Source organism: Faecalimonas hominis (assembly GCF_054660755.1).
The window spans coordinates 1-3,905 of record NZ_BAAHSH010000073.1 but is presented as its reverse complement, the minus strand read 5'-3'; the positions used below and the strand labels follow the sequence as shown (position 1 = coordinate 3,905).

Annotated in this window: 3 protein-coding genes and 1 pseudogene; 3 read left to right on the top strand and 1 reads right to left on the bottom strand. The window is 36.5% G+C overall.

All coding sequences use genetic code 11. The annotated features are described in order from the left end of the window. The first annotated feature begins 102 nt into the window (after positions 1 to 102). Positions 103 to 624, top strand: a complete 522-nt coding sequence (locus ACYQ35_RS11230; RefSeq protein WP_009757487.1) for a ferritin-like domain-containing protein — start codon at positions 103 to 105, stop codon at positions 622 to 624. Between the two features lie 49 nt (positions 625 to 673). Here ACYQ35_RS11230 and pepT read toward each other — a convergent pair whose 3' ends face one another. Beyond that, on the bottom strand, positions 674 to 1,891 hold the full coding sequence (pepT, locus tag ACYQ35_RS11225; protein ID WP_009757486.1) for a peptidase T: 1,218 nt from the start codon (positions 1,889 to 1,891) through the stop codon (positions 674 to 676). Positions 1,892 to 2,085: 194 nt separating this feature from the next. On the opposite strand from pepT, the gene ACYQ35_RS11220 reads away from it, so the two are divergent. Both ACYQ35_RS11220 and ACYQ35_RS11215 read left to right on the top strand, forming a co-directional pair. Continuing rightward, complete coding sequence (locus tag ACYQ35_RS11220) at positions 2,086 to 3,612, top strand: Mur ligase family protein (RefSeq protein ID WP_009757485.1); 1,527 nt, start codon at positions 2,086 to 2,088, stop codon at positions 3,610 to 3,612. 117 nt (positions 3,613 to 3,729) lie between these two features. Then, a pseudogene (locus ACYQ35_RS11215) lies at positions 3,730 to 3,905 on the top strand (IS5/IS1182 family transposase); the annotation flags it as partial.

The window sequence follows — 3,905 nt, the reverse complement described above, 5'->3', positions numbered from 1 at the left end:
CAACATTTATTTTAGAGCCACAATATATTACAATGGAAAAACTCTCATATTTTCCTCTGATGAATCATACGATATGTTATGGAAATGAAGGGAGATTTACATATGTGTGAAAGTCAGGAGAAATATCAATATGTGGACGAGGCACCGTATCCTCCGGTGCAGGTCTGCGGAAGAAACCAAGACTATGCAATTGCAATACTTGGAAACATAGGGGCGTGTAATTCAGAGATGTCCGCGATTGCACTTTATTTTTATAACAGTATTATTTTGGGAGAATCATATGAGGAGGTAGGACGCATATTTCACAAAATCAGTATGGTGGAGATGCATCATTTGAATATTTTCGGAAGACTGTCAGAGATGCTGGGAGCAGAACCTAGGCTGTGGAGTGTGAATAGAGGGAGATTTACTTATTGGACGCCAAAGTGTAACAATTATCCGAGAAAGATTGACTCACTTCTAAAAAATGCGTATAAGGGAGAATTAGATGCAATAGATAAATATACGAAACAGTTGTCTTGGATAGAAGATGAGCATATCCGCGCGAATTTAGAAAGAATTATTTTAGACGAGAAATGTCATTTGAAGATATTTGAATCTTTGTATGAAAAATATTGTGAATAAAAAATGGGAGAGAACAATTGAGGTTCTCTCCCATTTAACTTAACTGATTTTATTTTGCATATAATTTTACAATTTCTACGGCTACATCAGTCATTAAATCCATACCTTCTACTGTAATGTGTTCGTATGGTCCGTGGTAACCGTGTCCGCCTGTTCCAAGGTTTGGACAAGGAAGTCCTTTGAAACTTAACTGGCAGCCGTCTGTACCGCCACGGATTGGAATAATGTTTGGAGTTACTCCGACGTTTTCACATGCAATTTTAGCGTTTTCGATAAGGTGCATACAAGTACCTACGATTTCAGCCATATTTCTATATTGTTCAGCGATTTCTAATTTAACTGTACCTTCGCCCCATTTCTCATTCATTAATTTTTCAATTAAACGAAGTGTGTTAAGACGGGCATTCATTAAAGAAGCATCGTGGTCTCTGACAATGTAATTTAATGTTGCTTTGCAAACATCTCCGCTCATGCTTACAAGATGGTAGAAACCTTCGTATTCTTCAGTTCCGCGAGGAGTTTCTCCCGCAGGTAACATAGAATTGATTTCCATAGCAACTAAACTTGCGTTAATCATTGTATTTTTGCTTGAACCAGGGTGAACGCTAAATCCTGTAATATCGAAAGTTGCTTTATAAGCATTGAAGTTCTCATACTGGATTTCTCCTTCCAAGTCACCGTCTAAAGTATAACCGAAGTCAGCGTCAAAAGTTTCTACGTCAAAACTCTGTGCGCCTGTTCCGATTTCTTCGTCAGGAGTAAATGCAACGCTAATCTGACCGTGAGGAATGTTTTCGCTAATGATTTTTTCCAACATAGTCATAATTTCAGCGATTCCGGCTTTGTTATCAGCGCCGAGAATAGTTGTTCCGTCAGAAGTGATTAAAGTGCGTCCCTTTAAACTTGGTAAATGTGGGAAATCTGCTACGGCAAGAGTACGTCCGCTTGTTCCGAGTACAAGATCTTCCCCATTATAGTTTTCTGTAACAACAGGAACAATATCATGGTCACAGAAGTCAGCAACCGTATCCATATGTGCGATAAAACCTAATTTTGTCTTATCTTCATAACCCGGTGTGGCTGGCAATTTTGCGTATACGAAGCATTTATCATTTACGTAGGCATTGTCAATTCCAAGTTGTTTTAATTCTTCTACTAAAATTTTTGCCAAGTCAAACTGACATTGAGAAGAAGGTACATTCTCACAGTTTTCATCACTTGGAGTGCGAACTACAACATAGTTCAATAATCTTTCATATGCTCTCATATTCACATATCTCCTTTAAAAAATTTTTTCATATCCTTATTATAGCATTAAAAAGACATATCTCAACAATTATTTTTCCAATGTATGCTAAATACTTTATGATGTATGAAAATACAAGTTTGACACTTATTTGTCAATGGTGTATAATTGAAAACAATTAGGCGAAAACTAAAGATTTATACAAGGAGGGTAATATGGGACAGATGAATAAATATACAATCAATGTATACTCAGAGTTAGTGAAAGAACAGGACAATTTATTGGAAGAGGAATTGTACGGAAAAGAGCAGACAACTATTGAACAGTTGACATTTGACTCAAAAAAGGTAACGGAAAATACACTTTTCATTTGTAAAGGAATGGCTTTTAAAGAGGAGTATTTAAAAGAAGCGGTAAAAAATGGCGCAGTTTGTTATATCAGCGAACAGAAATATGAATTAGACGAAGATGTTCCTTACATTCTTGTGAAAGATATTAGAAAGGCTATGCCGGTATTAGCGAATAAGTTCTTTAATGAAGCATGGAAAGAATTAAATGTAATTGGTATTGGCGGAACAAAAGGAAAATCAACTTCCGTATATTACATGAAATCTATTTTAGATGATTATTTAGCGGCAAATGGTAAGAAAGAGAGTGCGGTTATTTCTTCAATCGATATTTATGATGGTGTTGAGAAAATAGAATCACACATTACAACACCTGAGGCAGTAGAACTTCACGGATATTTCAGAAATGCTGTGAATTGCGGTATGGAATTTGTTGAGATGGAAGTATCCAGCCAGGCATTGAAATATGGCCGTGTAAATGAGATGATGTTTGATGTGGCAGTATTTTTGAATATTTGCGAAGACCATATCAGTCCGATTGAACATAAGGATTTTGAAGATTACTTCTCTTCAAAACTTCTTATTTTCCAGAAAACGAAGACTGCAGTTGTGAACTTAGACGCGGATTTCTCTGACAGAATTTTGGAAGCAGCACAGTGTGCTCCAAAAGTTGTGACAATCAGTACGAAGAATGAGAATGCAGATTTTTATGCTTACAATATCCATAAAGAAGGAGACGGAACGATTTTCAATGTTCGCTGTGCAGAGTTTGATAAAGAATTTGAATTAACTATGCCAGGATTCTTTAATGTGGAAAATGCACTTGCAACTATTGCCGTTGCAAACCAGTTTAACATTCCTGTAGAATTTATGTATTCCGGATTGAAAAAAGCAAGATCAAGCGGAAGAATGGAACTTTCGACAAGTGATGATAATAAAATCATCGCAGTTGTAGATTACGCTCATAATAAATTGAGTTTTGAAAAACTGTTTTCTTCTATTAAGGAAGAATATCCTGACAGAGAGATTATCAGTATTTTCGGCTGTCCGGGTAAAAAAGCATTTACAAGACGTCGTGATTTAGGTACAATCGCAGGAAAATATGCGAAGAAAGTATATTTGGCAGCCGAGGATCCGGGATATGAACCTGTAGAAGAGATTTCAAGAGATATTGCTGAATATGTGGAAGCACAGGGCTGTCCTTACGAAATGATTGAAGACAGAGGAGAAGCAATTAAGAAAGCCATCGAATCTGTGGAAAATCCGTCGATTCTTTTGATTACGGGAAAAGGAAATGAAACAAGACAGAAATACGGTTGTGAATATGTAGACTGTCCGTCCGATACAGATTATGTAAAAAAATATCTTGATGAGTATAACAAAAATCATCAGTAAAAGAAAGGGGCTGTTGCAAAAGTAGATGAATAATCTACTGGAGCAACAGTTCCATTTTTATGTCCTAAAAACAGAAAACGGACTCCGAAGAGTCCGCAATCCATGGTATAATAAGATATGACTAATAAATTAAAATACCATAAAAATTATACCGAATTCGGCGAACCTTATCAACTGGTTTTGCCACTAAATTTAGAAGGTTTGATTCCTGATGATGATTCTGTCCGACTGCTGAGCCACGAACTGGAGGATTTAGATTACAGCTTGCTGTATCAGGCTTACTCTGCCAAAGG